The 24,201-nt window shown below is 70.0% G+C and carries 22 protein-coding genes; 9 read left to right on the top strand and 13 right to left on the bottom strand.

The window, feature by feature from the left end; genetic code table 11:
• Nucleotides 1-8 precede the first annotated feature (8 nt).
• Nucleotides 9-758, bottom strand: a complete 750-nt coding sequence (locus tag BM424_RS01105; protein WP_093413011.1) for an EI24 domain-containing protein — start codon at nt 756-758, stop codon at nt 9-11.
• Between the two features lie 163 nt (nt 759-921).
• On the opposite strand from BM424_RS01105, the gene BM424_RS01110 reads away from it, so the two are divergent.
• A complete protein-coding gene (locus BM424_RS01110) occupies nt 922-1,926 on the top strand; it encodes an iron-siderophore ABC transporter substrate-binding protein (protein ID WP_093413012.1) in 1,005 nt (334 codons plus the stop codon).
• 46 nt (nt 1,927-1,972) lie between these two features.
• Here BM424_RS01110 and BM424_RS01115 read toward each other — a convergent pair whose 3' ends face one another.
• From BM424_RS01115 to BM424_RS01145, 7 genes are all read right to left on the bottom strand, one after another.
• Nucleotides 1,973-4,069, bottom strand: coding sequence for a PLL family lectin (locus tag BM424_RS01115; RefSeq protein WP_093413014.1), 2,097 nt, complete (start codon nt 4,067-4,069; stop codon nt 1,973-1,975).
• A 42-nt stretch (nt 4,070-4,111) separates the two neighbouring features.
• Complete coding sequence (locus BM424_RS01120) at nt 4,112-4,834, bottom strand: DUF4232 domain-containing protein (RefSeq protein WP_175547887.1); 723 nt, start codon at nt 4,832-4,834, stop codon at nt 4,112-4,114.
• 278 nt (nt 4,835-5,112) lie between these two features.
• Complete coding sequence (locus tag BM424_RS01125) at nt 5,113-6,366, bottom strand: pyruvate dehydrogenase complex dihydrolipoamide acetyltransferase (protein ID WP_175547888.1); 1,254 nt, start codon at nt 6,364-6,366, stop codon at nt 5,113-5,115.
• A 25-nt stretch (nt 6,367-6,391) separates the two neighbouring features.
• Entirely contained in the window at nt 6,392-7,387 is a 996-nt protein-coding gene (locus tag BM424_RS01130; protein ID WP_093413019.1) for an alpha-ketoacid dehydrogenase subunit beta, read from the bottom strand.
• A 127-nt stretch (nt 7,388-7,514) separates the two neighbouring features.
• Nucleotides 7,515-8,630 (bottom strand): pyruvate dehydrogenase (acetyl-transferring) E1 component subunit alpha, encoded by a 1,116-nt coding sequence (gene pdhA, locus BM424_RS01135; RefSeq protein WP_093413020.1) that lies wholly within the window; start codon nt 8,628-8,630, stop codon nt 7,515-7,517.
• Nucleotides 8,631-8,654: 24 nt separating this feature from the next.
• Nucleotides 8,655-10,115: a dihydrolipoyl dehydrogenase gene (gene lpdA / locus BM424_RS01140; protein ID WP_093413022.1), complete on the bottom strand. Its 1,461-nt coding sequence runs from the start codon at nt 10,113-10,115 to the stop codon at nt 8,655-8,657.
• Nucleotides 10,116-10,598: 483 nt separating this feature from the next.
• On the bottom strand, nt 10,599-11,807 hold the full coding sequence (locus BM424_RS01145) for a PucR family transcriptional regulator (RefSeq protein WP_093413023.1): 1,209 nt from the start codon (nt 11,805-11,807) through the stop codon (nt 10,599-10,601).
• A gap of 295 nt (nt 11,808-12,102) precedes the next feature.
• On the opposite strand from BM424_RS01145, the gene BM424_RS28655 reads away from it, so the two are divergent.
• Nucleotides 12,103-12,258: a hypothetical protein gene (locus tag BM424_RS28655; RefSeq protein ID WP_175547889.1), complete on the top strand. Its 156-nt coding sequence runs from the start codon at nt 12,103-12,105 to the stop codon at nt 12,256-12,258.
• Here the strand turns inward: BM424_RS28655 and ligD are convergent.
• On the bottom strand, nt 12,255-13,250 hold the full coding sequence (ligD, locus tag BM424_RS01150; RefSeq protein WP_093414516.1) for a non-homologous end-joining DNA ligase: 996 nt from the start codon (nt 13,248-13,250) through the stop codon (nt 12,255-12,257). The genes BM424_RS28655 and ligD overlap by 4 nt on opposite strands.
• Nucleotides 13,251-13,404: 154 nt before the next feature.
• On the opposite strand from ligD, the gene BM424_RS01155 reads away from it, so the two are divergent.
• The 5 genes from BM424_RS01155 (at nt 13,405) to BM424_RS28660 (ending at nt 16,386) form a co-directional block, all read left to right on the top strand.
• Nucleotides 13,405-14,154: a DsbA family protein gene (locus tag BM424_RS01155; protein WP_093413025.1), complete on the top strand. Its 750-nt coding sequence runs from the start codon at nt 13,405-13,407 to the stop codon at nt 14,152-14,154.
• A complete protein-coding gene (locus BM424_RS01160) occupies nt 14,151-14,801 on the top strand; it encodes a vitamin K epoxide reductase family protein (RefSeq protein ID WP_093413026.1) in 651 nt (216 codons plus the stop codon). Before BM424_RS01155 ends, BM424_RS01160 begins: the two co-directional genes overlap by 4 nt.
• 100 nt (nt 14,802-14,901) lie before the next feature.
• Complete coding sequence (locus BM424_RS01165; RefSeq protein ID WP_093414518.1) at nt 14,902-15,342, top strand: ATP-binding protein; 441 nt, start codon at nt 14,902-14,904, stop codon at nt 15,340-15,342.
• Nucleotides 15,339-16,145 carry a SigB/SigF/SigG family RNA polymerase sigma factor gene (locus BM424_RS01170; protein ID WP_093413028.1) on the top strand — a complete coding sequence of 269 codons (807 nt, stop codon included), beginning with the start codon at nt 15,339-15,341 and terminating at the stop codon, nt 16,143-16,145. Before BM424_RS01165 ends, BM424_RS01170 begins: the two co-directional genes overlap by 4 nt.
• A gap of 88 nt (nt 16,146-16,233) precedes the next feature.
• Nucleotides 16,234-16,386, top strand: coding sequence for a hypothetical protein (locus BM424_RS28660; RefSeq protein ID WP_175547890.1), 153 nt, complete (start codon nt 16,234-16,236; stop codon nt 16,384-16,386).
• Nucleotides 16,387-16,495: 109 nt separating this feature from the next.
• Here BM424_RS28660 and BM424_RS01175 read toward each other — a convergent pair whose 3' ends face one another.
• Nucleotides 16,496-17,266, bottom strand: a complete 771-nt coding sequence (locus tag BM424_RS01175) for a M23 family metallopeptidase (RefSeq protein ID WP_093413029.1) — start codon at nt 17,264-17,266, stop codon at nt 16,496-16,498.
• Between the two features lie 703 nt (nt 17,267-17,969).
• Between BM424_RS01175 and BM424_RS01180 the strand changes: the two genes are divergently transcribed.
• Entirely contained in the window at nt 17,970-18,869 is a 900-nt protein-coding gene (locus BM424_RS01180; RefSeq protein ID WP_093413031.1) for a sulfite exporter TauE/SafE family protein, read from the top strand.
• A 339-nt stretch (nt 18,870-19,208) separates the two neighbouring features.
• On the opposite strand, the gene BM424_RS01185 is transcribed toward BM424_RS01180, so the two are convergent.
• Nucleotides 19,209-20,381 (bottom strand): NAD-dependent epimerase/dehydratase family protein, encoded by a 1,173-nt coding sequence (locus tag BM424_RS01185; RefSeq protein ID WP_093413032.1) that lies wholly within the window; start codon nt 20,379-20,381, stop codon nt 19,209-19,211.
• Nucleotides 20,382-20,523: 142 nt separating this feature from the next.
• Between BM424_RS01185 and BM424_RS01190 the strand changes: the two genes are divergently transcribed.
• Entirely contained in the window at nt 20,524-20,982 is a 459-nt protein-coding gene (locus tag BM424_RS01190; protein ID WP_245775530.1) for a GtrA family protein, read from the top strand.
• Here BM424_RS01190 and BM424_RS01195 read toward each other — a convergent pair.
• Nucleotides 20,951-23,233 carry a glycosyltransferase family 2 protein gene (locus BM424_RS01195; protein WP_093413036.1) on the bottom strand — a complete coding sequence of 761 codons (2,283 nt, stop codon included), beginning with the start codon at nt 23,231-23,233 and terminating at the stop codon, nt 20,951-20,953. The two genes, BM424_RS01190 and BM424_RS01195, sit on opposite strands and share 32 nt — an antisense overlap.
• A complete protein-coding gene (locus BM424_RS01200) occupies nt 23,230-24,129 on the bottom strand; it encodes an NAD-dependent epimerase/dehydratase family protein (RefSeq protein WP_093413037.1) in 900 nt (299 codons plus the stop codon). The genes BM424_RS01195 and BM424_RS01200 overlap by 4 nt, the downstream gene beginning before the upstream one ends.
• Nucleotides 24,130-24,201: the final 72 nt, after the last annotated feature.

A 24,201-nucleotide genomic window follows, 5' to 3' on the forward strand; every position in this document is an offset into this window, starting at 1 on the left:
CCCCCACATCACCCCGGAGTAACCGGTTCCAGAACGCGGTGCGCCAGCAGCGTCCCGCCCACCACGGCCGCCGGGATGACGATCAGCTGCAGCACCGGCACCAGGCACAGCAGGTAGGCGGGCAGGCCGAAGCCCAGCGCCATCGCCTTGTGCTCGCGCAGCCTGCGGTGGCGTTCGCCGAAGGGCAGCCCGCGCCGCTGGAACACCAGGCCCACCATCTCCAGACCGATCACCCAGGCGCCGAACAGCGCGCCCAGCACGGCCCCGGCGATCGGGCCCGCGACCGGGATGAACCCGATGATCAGCAGCACGACGGCCCCGGCCAGGGCCACGAGCACCAGCTTGATCGAGTCCCGCACGCCGCGGCCGAGCTGGCGGGCGAACCCGGCGCCGTCGTCGGAGGTGTCCAGCCCCAGCTGCTGCTCGGCCTTCTCCGCGATGTGCTCGTAGAACGGGCCGCCTATGAGCAGGGTGAGCGCGATGAACGAGATCGACCCGAGCACGGCGGCGGCCCCGACGAGCGCGACGCCGAGCAGGATCCGCAGGCCGGTGCGGGCGAACTCGGCCCAGCCGTCGGCGAACGGCGTCATCCAGGCGGTCAGGTCGCCGCTGTAGTAGAGCAGCGTTCCCAGCGTCCCCAGCAGCAGCGCTGAACTGATCAGAGCCGGGATCGCGCCGAGCAGCAGCAGCCTCGGGCTGCGCAGGATGATGCCCAGACCGGAGCCCAGGGCGCGGATTCCGGTGGCGAAGGAACTCATGGCGTCGACTCCCGTGATCGGCGATCTTGATCCACCGTACTGGAAGGCCGGTGAGCAGTTTCACCGATCGACCAGGGGTTGATCGGCGGGTAAGTTAGGTTAGCCTCTCTTGCGCTAGAGCTTCGGGTGAACCGCCCGAACCGGACGATGAAGGACTTCGGCTATGACTCCTCCCCCCAGCGTGATCGGCCGTCGGGGCTTCCTGGCGGGCGCGACCGGCCTCGTTGCGGCGGGCCTGGCCGCGTGCAGCGGCGGCGGCACGGGTCCGAGCGGGACCACCCCGTCCGGCCCCGGGTTCCCGGTGCACATCCCCAACCGCTACGGCGCGGCCGACATCCAGGCGGCCCCGCAGCGCGTGGTCAGCCTGGGCATCACCGACCACGACGTGCTGCTGCCGCTGGGCGTGATCCCGGCCGGTCTGACCCAGTGGGGACCGTGGGAGAGCGGCGTCGGGCCGTGGGTCGAGCCGATGCTCGGCGGGCAGCGGCCGAAGGTCTTCGGCAGCGAGGTCGATGTCGAGGGCGTCATCGCCCTGGCGCCCGAGGCGACCCTGGCCGTGCAGAGCGCATTGACGCAGGAGCAGTACAACCGGCTGAGCACCTTCGCCCCGGTGGTGGCCCAGCCGCCGAACTCCATCGACTACGGCGTCAACTGGCGGGTGCAGGCCGAGACCATCGGCCAGGCCCTCGGCAAGCAGGCCGAGGTCGCCCGGCTGCTCGAGCAGACCCAGGCGCGGATCGACGAGACCCGCAGGGCCAACCCGGCTTTCGAGGGCAAGACGCACGTCGTGGTCCGCACCGACTCCGCGGGAACCTACGCCGCCTACACCAAGCAGGACGCCCGCACGGCGCTGCTGGAGCAGCTGGGGCTGCGGCTGTCGCCGGCGATCGAGGGCATGGACAGCGGCGGCAAGTTCAACGTCAAGGTCAGCAAGGAGCAGGTCTCGCTGCTCGACGCCGACGTCGTCGTCGTCACCACGGCCAAGGCCAACGACGTCGAAGCGGTCCGCAACGACCCGCTGCTCAACAACCTCCCGGCGGCCAAGCGCGGTTCCCTCGTCCTGCTCGACGACTACGACCTCACGATGGCGCTGGGGTCGGCGACGGTGTCCAGCATCCCGTTCGTCCTGGACAACCTGACCCCGAAGCTCGTCGAAGCCCTCCGCTGAGCCGACCCCGGGGGATCCGGCCCGACGGCCGAATCCCCCGGACCGCTCAGGCCTTGAGAGTGTCGACCAAGTCTGCCCAGGGCTTCCAGGGGCTGTCCGGCTCCGGCTGGTGCGCGGTGCGCATGTCGCCGTCGCGGCCGATCGCGAACAGCGTGCAGGCACCGTCCGGGCGGCTGATGGCGACCGGGTCGCCCTCCAGCTCGCCGCCGAGGTCCGTCCACGCGGTCCAGCCGCCGTGGGCGACCTGCTGCTCAGCGGTGTGCACCGCACCGGAGGTGTCGCGGACGAAGACCTCCAGGCGCCCGTTGGGGTTCAGGCCGATGGCCGGGGTTCCGGTGAAGTCGCCGCCCAGCGCCGACCACGTCCCGCCCTCGCCAGGCCGCTCCTGGCAGTAGAGCTGCTGGTCGTCGCCGACGGCGAACAGCACCGTCACGCCGTGGGCGAGGGTGACCACCACGGGGTCCCCCGCCATGCTGCCGCCCAGGCTCGTCCAGTCCGACCAGCCCGCGCCCGCGGTGCCCTGGGTGGACATCACGACCTCGCGCCGCGCGTTGCGCGCGAACACCGACACGGCCCCGTTCGGCCCCAACGCCACCGCAGGTCGGCCGATCAGCTCGCCGCCGTGGTCGTCCCAGTCGTTCCAGTGCCCGCCGCGACCGGCCTGCGCGGCGCTGTGCAGCCTGCCGTCCTCACCGACCGCGTAGAGCGCGATCGCCCCGTCCGGTCGCAGCACCGCCACCGGGTCGTCGGTGATCCGGCCGCGCAGCCCGATCCACGGACCCCACTTGGCACCCTGCTTCGGGCAGGACGAGGTGATCACCTCGCCGTTGTTGTCGCGCACGAAAACCGCCATCCCGCCGGACGGTTCGCGCACCACCACCGGTCGCCCGGCGGGCTCACCACCGATGCCCAGCCAGCCGACCCAGTCACCACCGGGCTCGACCTGCCACGCGGTGACGACCTCACCGGACAACGACGTCGCGAACGCCGACAGCGCCCCGTCCCGCCCGGTCAGGATCCCGGTCCCGAACACAGCGGGCACCACCGGCTCCGGCGCCGGAGGCGGAGTCGGCCGCGGCGGCTGTCCCTGGTTCGGCGGCTGGCCCTGCTGCGGCGGCTGGCCCTGCTGCGGCGGCTGGCCCTGGTTCGGCGGCTGGCCCTGCTGCGGCGGCTGACCCTGGTTCGGCGGCTGACCCTGCTGCGGAGGAGCGTCCTCGGCTTCCACCGCCTTCGCCGTCCAGTCGAGGAGCTTTCTGGCGTCGCCTTCGCGCTGCTGGTACTTGCCCCGCAGGTCCTCCTGCGGGCGCTGCACGTCCGGGGCGATCTGCCCCGCGTTGTAGTGCGGGTTCTGCCGTTCCACGGCGATGGCGCGCTCGAAGTACTTCCGACTGGCGTGCCGGACGTCCCGGCACTGCTCGACCGAACCCCACCCCTGCGAGGGGCGCTGCTGGAACACGCCGACCGAGTCGCGGTCCCCGTGATCGACGTTCTGCATCTGCGATTCCACGAGGCCCGTCTCGAACGCCGAGAGCATCACCTTCGGCGAGACGTGCATGTCACGGCCGACCCGGAAGATGGTCTTGCAGACGTTCGGATCCCACGGCATGTTCCCGAACGGCCACTGCGGCGCCTTCGGCGGCCGCCCCGGCTGCTGCGGGTGGTGCGGTTGCGGGTGGTGCGGCTGCTGAGGATTCGGCTGCTGGGGCTTGTGCCCCTGCTGCCCCGCCAGGCTCGGCAGATTCCAGGGCCGGCGGTCGTCGCAGACCGGCGAGTCCATCACCGAGATGTGGAAATGCTTGGTGTGCGGGTTGCTCCCGTTGTACTGGGTCCACTGCCACGGGCTCTGGCCCGGTCTGCTGTCCAGGATCAAACCGTTGGCGATGATGTACTTGATCCGCGGATCGCGGCTGGCCGCGAGCTCATCGGTCAACCGGTTGATGTCCACGCCGTGCGCAGGATCGTGGGTGATGTCCATCGCCGTCACGATTCCCGGTCCGTACCACGGATTGTGGTCGCTCTCCCGGGACTGGTGCTCGGCGTTGCCGATCGTGCCGTCGGTTTCCTTGCTCCGCTGCGGGAACGCCGCGTCGAACTGCGCGCGCAGTGTTTCCAGACTTCCCGCGAGTCGCCAGTTGGCGGCCATGTTCTCCCCCTAATCTTCGTGTTCCGCGTGACCGCACGCGAGTCAATTCGCGAAGAGCCGACCGTGCTCGAGCTGCGGACCGCCGCAGACGACCCCGAGATTCCAATCCAGCACGATCGGATCGGAGTTCTCCGGCGGGTAGATCGAGATCTTCGCCGGGTCGATGCAGTCGCCGGTCTTGTACTTCCAGAAGAAGTCCTGCGCCGCGCCGTCGCGCGTGCCGAGCGAGATCGTGGACGCCGACGGACCGGCGGGGTTCTCCACGAGATCAACGGGCAGTTCCTCACCGTTGACGCCGGTGAACTCGACGCGGGCAGCACCCGTCACGGTGCACGTCCGCCCGCTGATGTTCGCGATGCGCAGCACGGTGTGCGACTGCCCTTCCGGCTGCGAGGGATCACCGATCAGATCGATCGCGACGTCGGGGTAGAAGCGGGCCCGAAGTTCCTCGGTGCGGCACGCGGTCCCCGACTCACCCCGGGAGTCGGCCGTCGTGGAGCTCTCGGATGCGGGCTCCGAGGTCTCTTCCGTCCCGCTCTCCTGCGGAGCAGGTTGGGTCACGGTCACCGTCGCCGGCGGTTGCTGGACCTGCTGGGCCTGCGGAGCCTGCTGGCCGCAGGACACCGTCACCGCCGCTGTTGCGGCGAGCAGCGCCGCGAGGCGCTTCCCCCTGGTTCTCAACACTTTCGGTCTTGTCCTCCCAGTCGCGTCGGCCTCGGAAGGCCGGAATCCGGGGCGGGAGTCTTCCAAGCGGATCTCGCTCACCAGGGCCGAATAGTTGAAAACGGCGGAGAGATCACTGAATCAGCCGAATCAGGTGCGCGGGGTAATCAGCGGCGTAGCCCGATCGGCGGTATCGACAATTCATGATCGATTGTTAGTCGCGCACGCGAATTGCGTGATTCCACTTAGGCGCCAAGCGTTTTCGAAATGCGAAAAAGCGGGCGTTGCCGACCACCCCCAGGGGTCGGCAACGCCCGCTCTCGAAAATGCCCGTGAGCCCGGGAGGAGTTCTCCCGGGCTCACGTGGCGGAGAAAGGCGATCAGGCGATGATGCGGATCGGGTCCTCCAGCAGCGAGGTGAACTGCTGCAGGAACGCCGCGCCCACCGCGCCGTCCACCGCGCGGTGGTCGGCCGACAGCGTCACGCGCAGGATCTTGCGGGCCACGAACTCGCCGTCGCGGACCTGGACCTCGTCGCGCGCGGCGCCGACCGCCAGGATCGCCGCCTCCGGCGGGTTGATGACCGCGCTGAACTGCTCGATGCCGAACATGCCCAGGTTGGAGATCGAGAAGGTGCCGCCGGACATCTCGTCCAGCTTCAGCTTGCCCTCCCGGGCCCGGCCTGCCAGCTCGCGGCTCTCGGTGGCGATCTCCGAGACGCTCTTGCGGTCGGCGTCCTTGACCACCGGCACCACCAGACCGCCGTCGATCGCGACCGCGACGCCGAGGTTGATGCGCTTGTGCTGCAGCATCTTGTCGCCGGCGAAGGACACGTTGACCGCCGGGTTGGCGCGCAGCGAGGTCGCCACCGCCTTGACGATCAGGTCGTTGACGCTGACCTTCGGGCCACCGGCGGCCTGCAGCCGCTCGTTGAGGCTTCCCCGGAACTCCAGCAGCTCGGTCACGTCGATCGCGCTGGTCAGGTAGAAGTGCGGGGCGTTCTGCTTGCTCTCCGTCAGGCGCTTGGCGGTCACCTTCCGGATGTTGGACAGCGGGATCTCCTCCACGTCGTCGCTCGCGACGACGGGAGCGCTGCTCTGCGCGGCCGGAGCGGCAGCCGGAGCAGCGGCGGCCGGGGCGGCCGAGGCCGCGGCCTCGATGTCGGCGCGGATGATCCGCCCGCCGGGACCGGTGCCCTGCACCGAGCTCAGGTCGACGCCCTTCTCCTTGGCGACGGCCTTCGCCAGCGGCGACGCCTTCGGCTTGGAACCGGACTCGGCCGGGGCGGCCGGAGCGGCGGGCTCGGCCGGAGCCTGCACAGCCGGAGCGGGCTCGGCAGGCGCGGGCTCGGCAGCGGCGGGAGCCGGTGCGGCCGGAGCGGCCTCGGCGGCGGCACCGGAACCGTCGCCGAGCACCGCGATCGGCGTGCCGATCGGGACCGTCGTACCGGCCTCGACCAGGATCTTCTCCAAGACCCCGTCGTCGTAGGCCTCCAGCTCCATGAGGGCCTTGTCGGTCTCGATCTCGGCCACCACTTCGCCGCGCGCGACCTTGTCACCGACCTGCTTGTGCCAGTTCGCGATCACGCCCTCCTCCATGGTGTCGGAGAGCCTCGGCATCTGAATGTCAGTCATCGTCTTCCTCGGGTGAGCACGGGACTCAGCGGCGGCGGCCCACCGCGTCCAGGGTCTGGTGAACAGCGGTGGTCAGCGACTCCGCGGACGGCAATGCGGCACGCTCCAGTGGCTTGGCGTAGGGCAGCGGCACCTCGGCCGCCGCGACCCGCCGCACCGGGGCGTCGAGGTAGTCGAAGGCACCGTCGGAGATCGAGGCGGCGATCTCCGCGCCGATGCCGTAGGTCAGCCAGTCGTCCTCGGCGACGACGGCGCAGCCGGTCTTGCGCACCGACTCCACGACGGTGTCGCGGTCCAGCGGGCGCAGGCTGCGCAGGTCGATGACCTCGGCGTTGATGCCCTGCTCGTCGTGCAGCTTCTCGGCGACCTGCTGGGCGACCATCGCCATCCGGGAGTAGCCGATGATGGTGATGTCGGTGCCCTCGCGGGTCACCTTCGCCTTGCCGATCTCGGCGGGCTCCACGACGTCCGGGACCTCGCCCTTGGTGTTGTAGAGCGAGAGGTTCTCCAGGAACAGCACCGGGTCGTTGTCGCGGATCGAGGCCAGCAGCAGCGCCTTGGCGTCGGCGGGCGTGCTCGGCGCCACGACCTTCAGGCCCGGCACGAACGCGTAGTACAGCTCGATGTTCTGCGAGTGGGTGGCGCCCAGCTGCTGACCGCCACCGCCGGGGGTGCGCAGCACCATCGGCACGCTGGTCTGCCCGCCGAACATGCCGTAGATCTTGGCGGCGTGGTTGACGATCTGGTCCAGGGCGACCAGCGAGAAGTTGATCGTCATCAGCTCGACGACCGGGCGCAGGCCCAGCATCGCGGCGCCGACGGCCGCACCGACGAAGCCCTCTTCGGCGATCGGGGTGTCGCGCACGCGCTTCTCGCCGAACTCCTCGAGGAGGCCGGCGGTGATCTTGTAGGAGCCTTCGAAGACTCCGATCTCCTCGCCGATGAGGAACACGTCCTCGTCGCGCCGCATCTCCTCCTGGAGGGTGTCGTGCAGCGCTTGGCGATAGGTCATGAGTGCCAAGGGAATTTCTCCTGACAGCGGGAAAAGCGGCCCGGGACCGGAATTCCTCGTGTGGCGTCGAGGAATTCCGGTCACCGGGTTGCGATACGTGTGGCGGGGTGTCGCAAAAACCGCAAGGGGGCGTGAATCAGTTGGTGACGAACAGCGGGTCCGCGGGCAGCCGGCGCGAGTCGTTGGCGACCGGCGTCGCGTAGGTGTAGTCGAAGAGCGTCTCGACCTCGGGGTGCGGGCTGTCGTCGGCGAAGGCCACGGCGGCGTCCGCCTCGGCCTGCGCCTTGGTCTCGATCTCGGCCGCGGAGTCCTCGTCGAGGATGCCCGCCTTGATCAGCTCCGCGCGGAAGTTCGCGACCGGGTCGGCCTGCTTGGCCTTCTCGATCGACTCCTCGCTGCGGTACTTGCCCGGGTCGACCACCGAGTGGCCCTTGAGCCGCTCGCTGACCAGCTCCAGCAGCGCCGGGCGGCCGGTCTCGCGGGCCTGCTCGACCAGCCGCGACGCGGCGTCGCGGACGGCGAGGACGTCGTTGCCGTCCACCCGCTCGCCGTGCATCCGGTAGGCCGAGGCGCGCTTGTACAGCTCGGACTCCGCGGAGGACTTCTCGACGGTGGTGCCCATGCCCAGCTGGTTGTTGATCACCACGAAGACCACCGGCAGGTTCCACAGCGCCGCGATGTTCAGCGCCTCGTGGAACGCACCGATGTTGGTGGTGCCGTCGCCCATCTGGCACATCACGACCTGGTCGCCGGAGCGGTAGTCGATGGCCAGCGCGGCACCGGTGGCCAGCGGGATCTGGCCGCCGACGATGCCGTAGCCGCCGAGCAGACCGGCTTCGACGTCGAACATGTGCATCGAGCCGCCCCAGCCCTTGGAGGTACCGGTGGTGCGGCCGTAGAGCTCGGCCATGACGCGGCCGGGCTCGATGCCCTTGGCGATGGCGTAGCCGTGCTCGCGGTAGTTGGTGAACAGCAGGTCGGTCTTGCGCAGCGAGCGCATCAGGCCTACTACCGTCGCCTCCTCACCCAGGTTGAGGTGGCAGTAGCCGCCGATCTTGGCCTGCGTGTAGCCCTGGGCGGCGCGCTCCTCGAAGCGGCGGATCAGGGTCATCTCGTGGAAGTAGTCGCGCAGCAGTTCCGGCGACTCGCCCGAGAAGCGGCCGCGCTCAGCGGCTCGAGCCGAGGTGCTGCGCCGCGTCTTCGCCGCGCCGGTGCGCGTGGACGGCTTGCTGCGGGTGGCGGTCTGTGCCATCGCGGTTCCCCTTTTCTCTTGCCTCTAGCGCTTCTTCGGCGGTGCGACGTGGACCGGCAGGCCGAGCGCGTTCATCGCGGCCTCCATGCCGACCTCGCCCAGGGTCGGGTGCGCGTGGATGGTCTCGGCGAGCTCGTCGAGCGTGGCCTCCAGGGCCATCGCCAGCGCGCCCTCGGTGATCAGGTCGCTGGCGGAGTGGCCGATGATGTGCACGCCCAGGACCTCGCCGTACTTCTGGCCAGCGACGATCTTCATGAAGCCCTCGGTGTCGCCGTAGCTCTGGGCGCGGCCCAGCGCGGCGAACGGGAACTTCGCGGCGACCACGTCGTGGCCCGCGTCCTTGGCCTGCTGCTCGGTGAGGCCGACCGACGCGATCTCGGGGTGGGTGAAGGTCGCGGCCGGGATGACGTCGTAGTCGATCGCGGCGTGGTGCCCGGCGACGGTCTCGGCGGCGACGACGCCCTGATGCGAGGCGACGTGCGCGAGCAGCGCCTTGCCGGTCACGTCGCCGATGGCGTAGACGTGCTCGACGTTGGTGCGCAGCTTGTCGTCGACGGTGATGAAACCGCGCTCGGTGGTGGCGACACCGGCCTTGTCGAGGTCGAGGCTCGCGGTGTTGGGCTTGCGGCCCACGCCCACCAGGACGTAGTCGGCGTCGATCTGCTGCGGCTTGGCGCCGTCGATGGTGACCTTGAGGCCGTCGGCGGCCTGGTCGACGCGGGAGACGGTGGCCTCGGTGAGGACCTTGATGCCGCGCTTGGTGAACGAGCGGCCCAGCGCCTTGCCGACCTCGGCGTCCTCGGCGGGCACGAGGGTCTTCTGCATCTCGATGATGCTGACCTCGGCGCCGAGGGTGTGGAACAGCGTGGCCCACTCGGCGCCGACGGCGCTACCGCCGATGATGGCGATGCGCTTCGGGACCTCGGTGAGGCCGAAGGCGCCGTCGGAGGTGATCACGCCGGGCAGGTCCGCGCCGGGCAGAGGCAGCTGCACGGGGACCGAGCCGGTGGCGATGATGACGTCGGTGGCCTTGACCTGGTCGATCGGCTTGGCGCCGGTCGGCTCGGCGGCGTAGCGGGGGCCGTCGGCGCCCAGCGGGGACTCACCGGTGGCGTAGACGTCGACGGTGGTCGGGCCGGTGAAGCGGGCGTGACCGTTGATGACGGTGACGCCGTTGCCCTTGAGCAGGCCCGCGACGCCGTCGGTCAGGCCCTTGACGACGCTGGCCTTGCGGCGGGTGATCGCGTCGTAGTCGACGCTGACGCCCTCGACGTTGATGCCGAAATCGGCTGCGTGGAGCACGGTTTCGTAGACCTCGGCCGACCGCAGCATGGCCTTGGTGGGGATGCAGCCCCAGTTCAGGCACACACCTCCCGGTCGCTCCTTCTCCACCACGGCCACCGAGAGGCCGCGCTGCGCGGCCCGGATCGCGGCGACGTAGCCACCGGGGCCGCCGCCCACCACCAGAAGGTCGAACTCCTGCACTTCGCTGTGCTCCTTTGAACGCACGCGCCGATTTCCGAAGGCCCGAGAGTGCGGGCCAGCCACACCTCGCAGTGTCGTGAGCACGACCACGTCGGCGCTATGCCCTGGCGCCCAGACTTTAGGACGACCGACTGTGCACCTTGCACATGCCACGCCGTGACGGGCACAACACGTCGCCCGTCAGTTACACATCGCAGCCGCGATCCCGATCACAAACGAGACGCCGCCAGGCACAAAACCCCAGCCCCAGCGGTTACGCCTCCCACCTGCGAAAAGAACCCAAAATTTTCCAACTATGCCCACTGCACAATCCCCGGAGCCGCCGCGGTGCGGGGGTCGCTGTGGCGGCGTTCGTCGCCAGGGGACAGTTTTTGCCAGAACTGTCCGGGTTGGATGCCCGAAATGTCCGGACAGTTCTGGCTAAAACTGTCGCCCTCCAGCACCCCGGGGCAACGGAACCCGGCGACGCGACCGGGCCACGCCTCACCCGCGGCGGCCGTTGCGGAGGCGGAGGGCCGAGAGGGCCAGGGAGAGGGAGACGTAGGCGGTGCGGCCGTGCAGCGGCTGGCCGATCAGGGTCGTGATGCGGTGCAGGCGGTTGAGGACCGTGTTGCGGTGGCAGTGCAGGCGGACCGCGGCGTTGGCCGTGGAGCAGTTCTCCTCCAGCCACGCGGTGAGGGTGTCCAGCAGCATGTCGCGCTCCTTGAGCGGCAGCGCCAGCACCGGGCCGAGCTGGGTCTCCAGCAGCCGCTGCGCCAGGTCCGGCGACTGCACCAGCAGCGCCTCCGGGAACCGCTCCTCCAGCGTGACCAGCTCCGCCGCCCCCTCCGGCGAGGTGCCCAGCGTGGTGAGCGCGAGCTGGTGCGCCAGGCTGATCTCGGCCAGCCCCTGCACCTTCGGCGAGACCGCGACGCGCGCCCGGGCCAGCGGGCGCAGCGCGGTCACCGCCAGCTCCGCCGGGTGCTGCTCGAGCGCGACCAGCCCGACCAGCGAGTCGGCGCGCACCTGCCAGACCGAGCGGAAGTGCAGCGCCGACAGCGCCTCGGCATGACCGCGCAGCGCGAACGCGCCGTCCTCGGTCATCTCGGCGACGACCACCAGGTAGCCGCCGCCGGTGGGCAGGTCGAGCTCCTTGGCGGTGCGCTGGGCGAAGGCGACGTCGCGGGCGCGACCGGCCAGCAGGTCCTCCACGAGGGCGTGCCTGCGCTGGTCGTCGCGGCGCAGCCGCTCCAGCTCGGTGTTGCGGTAGAACGTCGACAGCGTCGAGGACAGCCCGTCGATGACCTGCCAGATCGAGGTCGCCACGCCCAGCACCGCGTCCGGGTCGGCGCCGTCGCGGTGCGCCTGGTCGACCAGCGCCTCCCACACCACGCGCCCGCCGAGCCGGAAGGTCCGCAGCATGACCTCCAGCGGCACGCCCTGCTCGGCGCGGCGGCGGCCGATGGCGGCGGCGACGTCGTCGTCGCGATCGGAGATGTCGACCTCGCCGGAGAGGATCTGCAGGATCCGCTCGAGGTACTGCCGGCACCCCTCCCACAGATCCTCGCGGGGCACCGGCCGGTAGTCGGTCCACTCCGGGTTGTCGGTGAAGATCGCCGACATCAGGCGCTCGGTCAGCGCCGGGACGTCGTCCAGCCCGGCCTTGGCCAGCGCGTGCGTCACGTTCGGGAGATCGGCAGGATCGGCTACCACACCTGCGACGATACCGGCCCCGGCGACGCCGCGAGGCCGTCGGCGGCGATTTCGGCGAGACCGATCCGACTCCGCTTCGTGATTGATCCATCACGTGCAGCAACGGCTGATCCGCCACGAATCGCCCGAAACGCCGTGTCCGCCAGGATGTTCCACGTCACATCAGGAATTTGTGTCAACGGCGTTAACGTTCTCCCGGTTCGTGCCGACACCTGGTGTGGGACGCCTGCTCAGGGCTTTCTGAGCACCCCTCGCTTTCACTGTCCAGCACTAGTTTTTCGGGGAGAGCTGCGCCATGCAGAGCAACAGCCGCACGATCGTGTCGGTTGTCGGAACGGTGTCGATGGTCGTGCTGACCGTTCTGCTCGCGGTGTCGAATCCTCCGAACCAACAGACCGAGATCCATCCGGCGGCCAACCGGACCCCGATCGTCGCCGAGTCCCAGAACTAGGACTCGCGCCGGACCTCGCCGGCCGGTTTGTCGTTGCGCAGCCCCGAGAACCGGGGGTGCCGCAGCTTTCCGTCATCGGTCCACTCGCTGAAGCCGACCTGCGCGACCAGCTCGGGTTCGGCCCAGTGAGCTCCGGGTTCGCGGACCGGGTCGTGGAACGGTGAGTCCGCGCGCGAGCGCTCGTCCAGCGCCGCGCGCAGCTCCCGCAACGCGCGCTCGTCGTATCCGGTACCGACCTTGCCCGCGTAACGCAGGCCTTCGCGGTCGTGGTACCCGACGAGCAGCGCGCCGAACCCGGTCCGCGACCCCTGCGGTTCGGTGTAGCCGCCGATGACGAACTCCTGGCCGGAGACGCACTTGAACTTCAGCCAGTCCCGGCCGCGCCCGGACCGGTAGGGCTGATCGGCCCGCTTGGCGATCAGTCCTTCCCACCCGCGCGCGCACGCCTGCGCGAGGAAGTCCACGCCGTCGCCGTTGCGGTGCGCGCTCAGCCGCAGCGGGTCGGCGAACTCGAAGCACTCGCGCAGCAACCGCTTTCGGGTGCGCAGCGGCAGCCGGGTCAGGTCCACGCCGCCGAAGGCGATCAGGTCGAAGACGTAGTAGAAGACCGCGACCCCGGTGCGCCGCGCGACGGCCGGGTCGGTGAGGTGCATCCGCTTCTGCAGCCGCGCGAAGCTGGTCCGGTCGCCCTCGAAGGCGACGACCTCGCCGTCCACCACGAAGCTCGGCGCGCCCTGCGCGGCCAGCGCCTCGGCGATCTCCGGGTAGGAGGCGTCGACGCGCTTGCGGTTGCGCGACCACAGCTGCGGCTCGCCGCCGTCGGCCCCGGCGATCAGCCGGACCCCGTCGAGCTTGCGCTCGTAGATCCAGTTCTCGTCGGAGAACTCGTGCCGGGTCAGCGTCGCCAGCGCGGGCTCGTGCCAGGTGCCGCCCGGCCAGGCGCGCAGCGCGGCCCGAGCGTCGTCGTCGAGCAACCCGGCCAGGTCGGTCATGCGCGTCAGCATCGCTCCGGCTCGCGAGGCCGACAAGCTGAGAGCGCGCTGTGAACCCGCTGTGAGGTGACCCCCGCAGAATTTCCCGACCGGGTGAATGAGCGAGACTGTTTTGGTCGGTTCCCCTCACGACCGCCGAAGGTGACTGCGCACGATGTCGAAGAAGAACAATCCCGTGACCCAGAAGAGCGGGATCTCCACCAACCTGATCCTGACGCTCGTGGTGGTGATCGTCGCCGTGGTGGTGATCGGCGGTGTCCTGCTGTTCAACCGCGGCGGCGGTGGCAACTCCGGCGGGGCCGGCGCGCCCCAGGCCCCGGTCGCGGCCGAGGTGCTGCGCAAGCCGGACAGCCACGCGCTCATGGAGGCGCCCGACGGCAAGGTCACGATGGTCGAGTTCCTCGACTTCCAGTGCCCCAGCTGCCACGCCTACTACTCCACGGCGATGTCGAAGATCGAGAAGGACTACGCGGGCCGGATCACCTTCGTGACCCGCAACTACCCGCTGGAGATGCACCCGCTGGCGCAGCAGGCCGCGCGCGCCGCCGAGGCCGCGGCGCTGCAGGGCAAGTACAAGGAGATGTACCACGCCCTGTTCGACAACTACGCCGACTGGGCGGCCGCCGGCCAGTCGGTCAGCAGCGACGAGGCCAAGGCCAACGCGGAGTTCGAGAAGTACGCCCAGCAGATCGGCCTGGACGTGAACCGCTTCAACCAGGACCGGGTCTCGCCCAACGTCCAGTCCAAGATCGACCGCGACGTCGCCGACGCCAAGGCCGTGAACGCCCCGGGCACGCCGACGATCTTCATCAACGGCCGCCAGTACGACCAGGGCAACGCCCAGACCTACGCCGAGGTCGACCAGTCGCTGCGCAAGATGCTGGACGAGGAGCTGGCGAAGTGACCCCGGCCCACGACCTCGAACCCGCCGCCCGCGCCGCGGCGTCCGCCACCGAGCCCGCCGACGCGCGGCCCTCGGCCGCACCGCGCGGGCTGGGCTGGCTCTACGTCGTGGGCGGCGCGATCGGCTTCATCGCCGCGTTCGCGCTCGCGGTCGAGAAGATCGAGAAGCTGTCCAACCCGGACTACGTCCCGTCGTGCAGCCTCAACCCGATCGTCTCCTGCGGTTCGGTGATGGACAGCGCCCAGGCGGCGCTGTTCGGCTTCCCGAACCCGCTGATCGGCGTCGCCGCGTTCCCGGTGGTCATCACCGCGGGCGTGGCGGCGCTGGCCGGGTTCCGCGCGCCCCGCTGGTTCTGGCTGGGCATGCAGGCCGGCACGACGCTGGCCCTGGTGTTCATCCACTGGCTGATCGTGCAGAGCCTGTACGAGATCGGTGCGCTGTGCCCGTACTGCATGGTCGTCTGGGCCGTCACCATCCCGCTGTTCTGGTACACCACCCTGCACAACCTGCGGGAAGGCCACTTCGGCGGCGGGCGCGCGGCGGGCGTGGCGCTGAGCCGGTTCCACAGCGTGATCGTCGTAGTGTGGTACCTGGTGATCGTGACCCTGATCCTGCTGCGGTTCTGGTCGTTCTGGACGGGTGCCTGACCGGCCTCCGCGTTTGCCGGGAGGAGATCTCGGGTACCAGTGGGCCGCAAGGGCAGGTCACCGCGAGGGACGCCGCTGGCGAGACGAGGTGGTCGGCGAGATGAGCGTGGAACGCGAGGTCGCGCAGGTCGAACCTGCGACCCCCGCTCCCAATCAGGTCGAGGTCCGGGTCAAGGCGGAACCGGACCAGCTGTCGGTGATGCGGGCCGTGGTGGGCGACCTGGCGATGCGCGCCGACCACGACGTCGACGCGATCGCCGACCTGCGGCTGGCCGTCGACGAGGCGTGCTCGTCGCTGGTCCGCCTGGCCGCGCCGGAGGCCACCCTGGTGTGCCGGTTCCGGCTGGCCGGCGAGCAGCTGTCCGTCACCGCTGAAGTGCAGAGCAAGGATGATTTCGGGCCCCGCAAGGACACTTTCAGCTGGCGCGTGCTCAGCGCGCTGGCCGACGCTGTGTCAACCTCGGTCGAGTCGGATCCCACTGCCGACGGCAGTCACCTGGTGCGGATCGAGTTGACCAAGGGACGGACGGCTCAGGTGTGAAACGGGCGGATTCCACTCAAGCGCGCAACGAGCGCTACGACCGGCTGGCGCCGCTGTTCGGCGAGCTCGCGAAGCTGGACGAGGGGGATCCCCGCAGATCCGAGCTCCGGGACCGGCTGGTCACCGAGCACATGCCGGTGGCCGAGCACATCGCCCGCCGGTTCAGACACCGCGGCGAGTCGCAGGAGGACCTCACCCAGGTCGCGGTGCTGGGCCTGATCAACGCGGTCGACCGCTTCGACCCGGACCGCGGTGTCGACTTCCTGTCCTACGCGGTGCCGACGATCTTGGGCGAGGTCCGCAGGCACTTCCGCGACACCGGCTGGGCGGTGCGGATGCCGCGCCGCCTGCAGGAGCTGCACCTGTCGGTCTCGTCCGGGATCGCCCGGCTCTCGCAGGAGCTGGGCCGCGCCCCCACCCCCAGCGAGCTGGCCAAGCACCTGGGCATCAGCACCGACGACGTCTACCACGGTCTGGAGGCGGGCAACGCCTACCGCAGCGCGTCGCTGGACGAGCTGCTCACCGACACCGACGAGATCCCGCTGGGCGATGCCATCGGCACTGACGACGCCGAGCTCCTCGAGGTGGAGAACCGGGAGATGGTGCGGCCGCTGCTGGAGGAGCTGCCGGAGCGGGAGCGCCGGATCCTGATGATGCGGTTCTTCCGGGGCATGACCCAGACGCAGATCGCCGACCAGGTCGGGATCTCGCAGATGCACGTCTCGCGCCTGCTGTCGCGGACCCTGTCGTGGCTGCGGCAGCGCCTGGAGGACGACGCGCACGCTCCGCAGCCGACCGAGTGAGCAAGTTGAGTAGAAGAGCGGAGTTCCGCCGGGATCCCGTCGGCTAGCGTTGTTCTTGATCGAGGCAGAGCAGCCGAGGGAGGACACAGTGGGTGTGCGCATCGACCTGGCCAAGCTCGCGGGCGACACCGACCACGCGGACCGATCGACCGAGGAACCGACGACCGAACGCCGTCCGCTCCCCCTCCCGCGCCTGCTGCGCCGCAGGCCCGAGACGACCGACCGGTCCTCCGGCTCGTGACGCAACAGTTCTTCACGTGTGAGTAACCGCCCGGGGCCTGTCGGGGGATTCGGGCCCCGGGCGGTCGTCTGGGGGGTGGCGCCGCGGGGAGCCCGGCGCCTTCCGTCCGCTACGTGACGTCGATGCCGCGCTCGCGGAGCCACGGCAGCGGGTTGATCTTGGTGCCGTCCTCGTGGACCTCGAAGTGCAGGTGCGGACCGGTGGACTGGCCGCGGTTGCCCATCGTGGCGATCTGCTCGCCGGCTCCGACCCGCTGGCCCTCCTCGGCGACGATCGTGTTCACGTGGCCGTAGACGGTGATCGTGCCGTCGTCGTGCTGCACCCGGACCCACAGGCCGAAGCCGCTGGCCGGACCGGCGTCGATGACCTCGCCGGGCGCCACCGAGTAGATCGGGGTGCCGATGCTGTTGGCGATGTCGATGCCCATGTGGCTGCTGCCCCAGCGGGACCCGAAGCCGGAGGTGTAGGTGCCCTCGGCCGGGACGTGGAAGCCGGCGGCCTTGCGCGCCTGCTCCTCGGCGGCCCGCTGGGCCTCGGCCGCGGCGATGGCCGCCTGGCGGGCGGCCTCCTCGCGGATGATGCGCTCGGCCTCGATGGCTTTGGCCTTGGCGAGCTCCTGCGCCTCGGGCCGCGCGGGCTGCTGCGCCTGCAGCAGCCGGACCGCCGCCGGGCTGTTCTGCGTCCCGGTGATGGCGGTGCTCAGGTTCTTGGTCTTGGCCAGGTTCTGGACGTCGCGTTCCTGCTCGGAGCCGGCGTTCGCGGACAGGGGCTGGCCCACCGCCGCGAACGCGCCTCCGGCCACCACCGCCGCCACAACCTTGTTGCGGATCGGACGACCGGCTGTCGGGGGTAGCCGGTCCTCCTTGCGATGCTTGCCCATCATTGCCTTCCGTCGGGGAACGGTCCGGCCACTCCCGCGTCGGGGGGTGCGGGCAAGAACTCCTCGGGGAAAGAGATCCTGTCGTGATCGAACCGTGACGTGCGGATCAGAACGTAGCTCACAGTCACAGCGGGCTGCAACTCATGACTCGCTCAGCAGATGGTTAACCCACTCGTGTCGACTGTGCGGTGACTTTCAGTGATCGGCGAAGATCGCCGTCCGGTTACGACCGAGACCCCCGGACGGCCGCGCGGACGGGGCCGGCGGGCCCGCGGCGCGCTTCATGATTCGAACAGTTCGCGCAGGTCATCCGGACACCCCGGAGCTAGATCACCGTGGCCCGCAACGGCAAACGGATCACCCGCATCCAGGTCGGACGTCCACAGTGGACGATCGCGGCGACCTGCGACGCAAGATCGAATCGGGTGGAACGTGGCATTCGACACAAACACCACTCGAACGGCCTGGTAGGGCTTCCCGCACTCTGGGAGACCCTGCCACTCGAACGCGGGATCTGTTTCACTGTCCCCCATGACGCCCGGTGATCAGTGGCGGCTGCTGTCGCAGCGCCTCCACGTGGACCTGCGCCGCGTCACCTCCGCACGGTGTCGGCGCTCGAGCTAAGTCCTCAGCCCCACCTGTCCTCTTCCTCTCCCCCGCCACGAGCCGGCGCGCTCGTCGCACCCCGGACCACGGAGACATCGTGCAAGCATTCCTGATCTTCGCGATCGGCGGTTTCATCGCGCAGCTCGTCGACGGTTCCCTGGGCATGGCCTACGGCGTCACCTCGACGACGATCCTGCTGACCGCCGGCCTCACCCCGGCGCTGGCCTCGGCGTCGGTGCACCTGGCCGAGATCGGAACCTCGGTCGCCTCCGGCCTCTCGCACTGGAAGTTCGGCAACGTCGACTGGAAGATCGTGCTCACCCTCGGCGTGCCGGGCGCGATCGGCGCCTTCCTCGGCGCGACCGCGCTGAGCAACGTCTCCACCGAGGCCGCCGAGCCGTGGATGTCGGCCATCCTGCTCGCGCTGGGCCTCTACGTGCTGCTGCGCTTCGCGATCCGCCCGCTGCGCCGCCGCCAGCTCACCGGCGTCAGCCCGAAGCTGCTGGCCCCGCTCGGCCTGGTCGCCGGTTTCGTCGACGCCACCGGTGGTGGCGGCTGGGGCCCGGTCGCGACCCCGACGCTGCTGAGCACCGGCAAGGTCGAGCCGCGCAAGGTCGTCGGTTCGGTCGACACCAGCGAGTTCCTGATCGCGGTCGCGGCGAGCCTGGGCTTCCTGTTCTCGCTGGCCAGCCAGCAGCTGTCCTGGGTGACGGTGGGCGCGCTGCTGCTGGGCGGCGTGGTGGCGGCCCCGCTGGCGGCCTACCTGGTGCGGATCGTGCCGATGCGGCTGATCGGTGTCGGCGCGGGCGGTCTGATCGTGCTGACCAACGCGCGCACCCTGATCAAGGCCTTCGACCTCCCGGCCCCCACCCCGACCGCCATCTACGGCGTCATCGTGGTCGCTTGGGTCGCGGCCCTGGCCTACACGATCCGCGTGATCGTCGCCGAACGCCGCGAGATCGAATCCCTCGAAGAAGACACCCCCACCCCCGCCTGACCGACTCACCCGATCAGACCACTCAAGTCGAATACCGCGGTTTTCGACCCGACGAATACCGCGGTTTTCGACCGGTCAAATCCTGCGGTATTTGACCGGGGTGTCGGGATCGGGACCCGCGGGAGGGGTTCGGGAGGGGTTCGGGTGGGGTGATTCGGGGGATTTCGGGTGGTTCGTGACGGGGGTTAACCGGCGTTCACCGTGGGTTGCAGATTTACCCACGTGCCGTATCGCTGTGATCATCCGAACGAGCTAATGTTCAGACCTGCCGCGTGGAAGCCCCCCGACACGCGGTGAGGCGCCCCGGGCCGAACAGCCCGGGGCCACCCTTTCTCCGTCCTACTTCTCGTCCCCGCGCAGCGGGTTCGTGGCCTTGCGCCAGTTGACGGTCGGCCGCATGGCCGCCAGGTCCACGCGGTCCTTGTGCTTGTCGGCCACCGCGAACAGCGACTCGATGAGCGTGTTGGACAGCAGGTGCGGCTGCAGGCCCAGCTCCACCAGACCGGTGTGCTTGACGTTGTAGTAGTGCTCGCCCTGCTCGACGCGCGGGTTGTCGACGTACTCGATCTCGACCTGGCCGTCGAAGTTGTTGGCGATGGTCTTGGCGATCTCGCCGACCGAGTAGCTCTCGGTGATCTGGTTGAACACCCGGAACTCACCGCGGTCGGCCGGGTTCTCCGCGGCCAGCCGGATGCACTCCACGGTGTCCCGGATGTCGATCATGCCGCGGGTCTGCCCGCCCGGCGAGTACACGGTCAGCGGGTGACCGAGCACGGCCTGGATGACGAACCGGTTGAGCACGGTCCCGAAGATCGCGTCGTAGTCGAAGCGGGTCGCCAGCCGCGGGTCGCGGACCGTCTGCGGCGTCTCCTGCCCGTAGACCACGCCCTGGTTGAGGTCGGTGGCGCGCAAACCCCAGATGCGGCAGGCGAACTCGATGTTGTGGCTGTCGTGCACCTTGCTCAGGTGGTAGAACGAGCCGGGCTTCTTCGGGTAGAGCATCCGGTCGGTCCGCCCGTTGTGGGTGACCTCCAGCCAGCCCTCCTCGATGTCGATGTTCGGCGTGCCGTACTCGCCCATCGTCCCGAGCTTGACCAGGTGGATCTCCGGGTCGATCTCCTGGATCGCGAACAGCACGTTGAGGTTGCCCACCACGTTGTTGTGCTGCGTGTAGACCGCGTGCTTGCGGTCGATCATCGAGTACGGCGCCGCGCGCTGCTCGGCGAAGTGCACGATGGTGTCCGGCCGGAAGTCGGCGATCATCTCGTAGGTGAAGTGCTCGTCGACGAGATCGCCGTAGTAGTGCTTGATGGTCTTGCCGGAAACCTCGTTCCAGGCGTTCAAGCGGACCTGCATGGACTCGATCGGCACGAGGCTCTCGACGCCCATCTCGTGGTCGTAGCCCCGACGGGCGTAGTTGTCCGCCACGGCGACTTCGTGACCGCAGTCGGACAAGTGAAGAGCGGTCGGCCAACCGAGGTAGCCGTCCCCTCCGAGGACGAGGATTCGCACGCCTGTCTCCCTCTTTTCAGCCGGTTAGTGCAGCGTGAACATCACGCATGCTCTCATCTATCGGGCTCGCCAAGAAGACCACGCACAGCGATCGGTATCGTGCAGCCCAGCACACTTGCGCATGAATCTCCCTGGAGGACACGTGGCGCAGCCGACCGTCACCGGCCGTGCCCGCTACTGGCGGTTGATCAGTCGGTTCGCAGCCGCGTCGGTCGTGGCGACCGGCATCAGCCAGGTCGTGTTCCTGCTGACCTACTCGCTGGGCGCGAGCCCGGTGGTCTCGACGGTGCTGGCGTGGCTGGCCGGGGCGATCCCGAACTTCACCCTCAACCGGCGCACCTGGGGCGGCGGTGGCCGCGAGGCGCTGCGCGGCGAACTGCTGCGCTACGGCGCGATCTCGGTCGGCACCGCGCTGCTGGCCGCGGGCTCCACCCACCTCGCCGAGGTGGTGGCGACCTCGGCGTTCCCCGACACCCGGCCCGCTCAGGTGGCCGTGGTGTGGGGCGCCTTCATCGGGACCTACGCGGTCATGTTCGTCGTCAAGTTCGTGCTCATCGACAAGCTGGTCTTCACTCGCCGACCGCAGCCGGACGCTCGTTGAGGCTCTCGATGGCCGGGGCCTGGGCGCCGGTGCCGCGGCGCTCCCGCCACCAGGTGCCGAGCACGACCTTGGCGTAGCGGTAGCCGTACTTCCAGCTGGAGCCCTTCTTGCTCTCGCCCGCGCTGCGCGGCAGCATCCGCATCGGCTGCTCCAGCACCCGGTAACCGCGGCTGAGCAGGCCCACCAGCAGCTCCGAGGACTGGTACTGCGGCTGCTGCAGCGTCACCGAGTTCGGCACCTCGACCCGCATCCCGCGGAAGCCGAACGAGGTGTCGGTGATGCGCTGCCGGGTCAGCGCGCTGACCACCCACGCGAACACGTAGGTGCCGACGCGGCGGATCAGCGCCGGCCGCTCGTTGGAGCCCAGCCGCCGCGAACCGGTGACGAAGTCGGCGCGGTCGGCGATCAGCGGCTCCAGCAGCATCGGCAGCTCGGCGATGTCGTACTGGCCGTCGGCGTCGGTGGTGATCACGTAGCGGGCGCCGCGCTGCTGCGCCAGCCGGTAGCCCAGCCGCAGCGCCGCGCCCTGGCCCCGGTTGGTGGGGGCCACGCAGGTGCGGGCGCCGTGCGAGAGCGCGACCTCGGCGGTGCGGTCCTTGGCGCCGTCGACCACCACGAGCGCGTCCACGTCCAGGTCGCAGCAGCGCGACGGGATGGAGTCGAGCACGTCGCCGATCGACTCCTCCTCGTTGTAGGCCGCGATGAGCACGACCACCGGCGAGAACCGGTGCTCGCCGTAGCGGTCCGCGTACTCGTCGAGGGCGGCGGAGTCCACGTCGTCGGGGAAGGTCGTCAGCATCTGGCTCTCCTCGGAGGGCGTCGATCGGTGCGGGATGCGGATGGCCTGGGGACGGCCGAAGAGGGCGGTGACGCCCAGGGCGCCCGCCAGCGGGATGAGCACGAGTCCGGGCAGCTGGTAGCGCCAGGAGAACTCCATGACCGAGGCGGTCAGCAGCGCGGTGGTGGCCAGGCCGGCGGGCAGTAGCGTCACCGCGCGCAGCCCGCTGCGGCGGGCGCGACCCGCGCCCAGCACGGCCGCGGTGGCCACCAGCAGCAACCCGCCGAGGAGCAGGCCCGGCGTGTAGCCGCCGCCGAGCTGGTAGCCGCGCAGGAACGAGGTGAGCTCGGGGTCGGCGTGCAGGTCGCTGCCGTCGTAGAGCTCGGTCCACTCGCGGGTGTACCAGTCGGGCGCGTAGAGCGGGTGCTCGAGCTGGAACTGCCAGCGGTCCAGCGGCACGTCGCCGACCGACTGGGTGCGGGTCGGCGCGAAGCCCTTGACGAAGTCGCGGGCCACGCCCGCGGCGATGTCCAGCGGCTGGTGCAGCACGACCTTGCGAGTGAGCGACCGCTGCGCGGCGTTGACGTCCATGCCCTCGGGCAGCAGGGAGTCGACGTTGGCCTGGACGTCCCACAGGTGCAGGTAGAAGTCGATGCCGCGCTTCGCGCGGACCTCGTGCGACTCGCGGGGGCAGACCAGCCGCTCCTCGCGGGTCAGGTCCAGCTCGCCGCAGTCGGCGACGACCGCGGCGCGGCCGAACAGCGCTCCCCCGCCGCCGGAACCGCCGACGCCGAACTTGCCGGCGACCAGCGCGCCGTAGAGCGCGTAGACCAGCACGGCGGCGCCGAACCCGGCGACCAAGGCGCCGGTGGCGATCAGCCGCGGCCGCCAGCCCTCGCGGGGGCGCAGACCGGCCGCGAGCAGCACGAACACCACGGCGGGCACCACCAGCGTGAGGCCGACGGAGCGCACCATCACCGACAGCGCGAGCACCCCACCGGCCACGGCGGCGACCTTCGGCGTCGGCGGCCCCCACCAGCACAGCAGGGACACCGCGACCAGCAGCAGCACCTGGAACAGCAGGTCGGACATGATCAGCTGCTCGATCTGCAGCTGGTAGGCGTCCAGCAGCACAGGTGCCGCCGCCAGCGCGGCCAGCCACTCCTTCACGCCGAAGCGGCGCAGCAGGACGTAGACGCCGATGCCCAGCCCGAGGCCGAGCAGGTGCTGCACGACCGCGACACCGGCTAAGCCGCCGATGCCCAGCAGCGGCCACAGGAACCACTCGTAGCCGACCGGGTTGATGCCGCCGGGGTAGAACACGCCGACGTCGTCGAGGTAGCGGAACGAGTCGATGTAGAGCAGCGCAGGCCGGTAGGCGAGCTGCGTGACGATCCGCAGCACCAGTCCGGCCAGCACCAGCAGCGCCAGCAACCAGTGCCGGCGCAGCACGCGCGCGAGCGCGGTCGTCACCGCGCTCCGCTGGTGAAGTCGGCCCAGACGGTGCGCAGGCCGTCGGTCAGCTCCACCGCGGGCTCGTAGCCGAGCTCGCGCTGCGCCTGCGACACGTCGACGATCACCGCGGGCATCTCGCCGTTCTTGGCCGGCACGTGGGTGACCGGGATGTCGATCTCGGTGGCGGCGCGGACGGCCTCGATGAGCTCCAGCACGCTGATCGACTCGCCGGAGCCGATGACCACCGTGCCGGTGTACTGCTTGTCCCAGGCGGCCAGCACGCCCTGCACGACGTCGTCGAGGTGCACGAAGTCGCGGCGCTGCGCACCGTCGCCGTAGACCTCGACGCCCTCGCCGGACAGCGCGGCGCGCATCAGGCGCGGCACGAAGCTGTCCTTGTGGCCCATGCCGGGTCCGTAGATGTTGGTGAACCGCAGCGCGCAGGTCGACATGCCGTAGGCGCCCGCGTAACCGGACAGCAGCATCTCGCAGGCGGCCTTGGTGGCGCCGTAGGGCGTGAGCGGGCGGACCGGCAGCGCCTCGGAGATCGTGCCGTGCCCGATGTCGCCGACCACGGCGTTGGTGGAGGCGAGGAGGAACTGCCCGACCTCGCGCTCGCGGGCCAGCTCCAGCAGGTGCTGGGTGACCTCGACGTTGTTGGTGTAGGTGGCGGCGGGCTGCTCGACGGACTTGAGCACCGAGGTGATCGCGGCCAGGTGCACGATGCCCGCGCAGCCGGGCGCCACGGCCCGGTCCCGCACCTCGGCCTCGCGCAGGTCGCCCTCGACGAAGGTCACCCGGTCCCGGAGGGACTCGGGCGGGGCCTGCAGGTCGACGACGGTGACGGGCGTGCCGCGCTCCAGGAAGGCGCGGACCACGGCGCGACCGACGAAGCCGGATCCTCCGGTCACCACGACCCGGTCGGAGTCGTTCCGGTCAGAGCGAGCGATGTCAGCGGGGGTAGGGCTTGGCACGCGCCCGACTCT

The sequence above is a fragment of the Saccharopolyspora flava genome, assembly GCF_900116135.1.
Lineage (GTDB): Bacteria > Actinomycetota > Actinomycetes > Mycobacteriales > Pseudonocardiaceae > Saccharopolyspora > Saccharopolyspora flava.

Coding starts and splice junctions, on each gene's coding strand:
- BM424_RS01105 (WP_093413011.1), bottom strand. CDS start 758: ATGAGTTCCTTCGCCACCGGAATCCGCGCCCTGGGCTCCGGTCTGGGC.
- BM424_RS01110 (WP_093413012.1), top strand. CDS start 922: ATGACTCCTCCCCCCAGCGTGATCGGCCGTCGGGGCTTCCTGGCGGGC.
- BM424_RS01115 (WP_093413014.1), bottom strand. CDS start 4,069: ATGGCCGCCAACTGGCGACTCGCGGGAAGTCTGGAAACACTGCGCGCG.
- BM424_RS01125 (WP_175547888.1), bottom strand. CDS start 6,366: ATGACTGACATTCAGATGCCGAGGCTCTCCGACACCATGGAGGAGGGC.
- pdhA (WP_093413020.1), bottom strand. CDS start 8,630: ATGGCACAGACCGCCACCCGCAGCAAGCCGTCCACGCGCACCGGCGCG.
- BM424_RS28655 (WP_175547889.1), top strand. CDS start 12,103: ATGCAGAGCAACAGCCGCACGATCGTGTCGGTTGTCGGAACGGTGTCG.
- ligD (WP_093414516.1), bottom strand. CDS start 13,250: ATGACCGACCTGGCCGGGTTGCTCGACGACGACGCTCGGGCCGCGCTG.
- BM424_RS01155 (WP_093413025.1), top strand. CDS start 13,405: ATGTCGAAGAAGAACAATCCCGTGACCCAGAAGAGCGGGATCTCCACC.
- BM424_RS01165 (WP_093414518.1), top strand. CDS start 14,902: ATGAGCGTGGAACGCGAGGTCGCGCAGGTCGAACCTGCGACCCCCGCT.
- BM424_RS01175 (WP_093413029.1), bottom strand. CDS start 17,266: ATGGGCAAGCATCGCAAGGAGGACCGGCTACCCCCGACAGCCGGTCGT.